The sequence below is a fragment of the Seonamhaeicola marinus genome (assembly GCF_008085455.1).
In genome coordinates this window covers 1-331 of record NZ_VSDQ01000911.1, presented here as the reverse complement: position 1 = coordinate 331, position 331 = coordinate 1, and the positions used below count along the sequence as shown (strand labels likewise).

Sequence of the window (331 nt, the reverse complement as noted above, 5' to 3'; positions counted from 1 at the left end):
TTACGCGATGCCTACCACCCTTTATTATATTTAAACAATGTAGCTAAAAACGAGGAAACGTTTCCGCAAACTATAGAACTTAAACAAAACAGCCGTATTATTGTTATTTCTGGGCCAAATGCTGGCGGTAAAAGTATTACGCTAAAAACCATTGGTTTGCTACAAGTTATGTTGCAAAGTGGCATTTTAATTCCGGTACATGAGCGTAGTAAAGTGTGTATTTTTGATAGGGTTTTAAGTGATATTGGCGACAACCAATCTATTGAAAATCATTTGAGTACCTACAGCTACCGCTTAAAGCAAATGAATTATTTTTTGCGTAAATGCAATA

General features: G+C 35.0%; 1 protein-coding gene. It reads left to right on the top strand.

What is annotated here, in order from left to right; all coding sequences use genetic code 11:
• A partial coding sequence (locus FUA24_RS24775; RefSeq protein WP_449441440.1) for a MutS-related protein occupies positions 1-331 on the top strand: 331 nt, incomplete at both ends.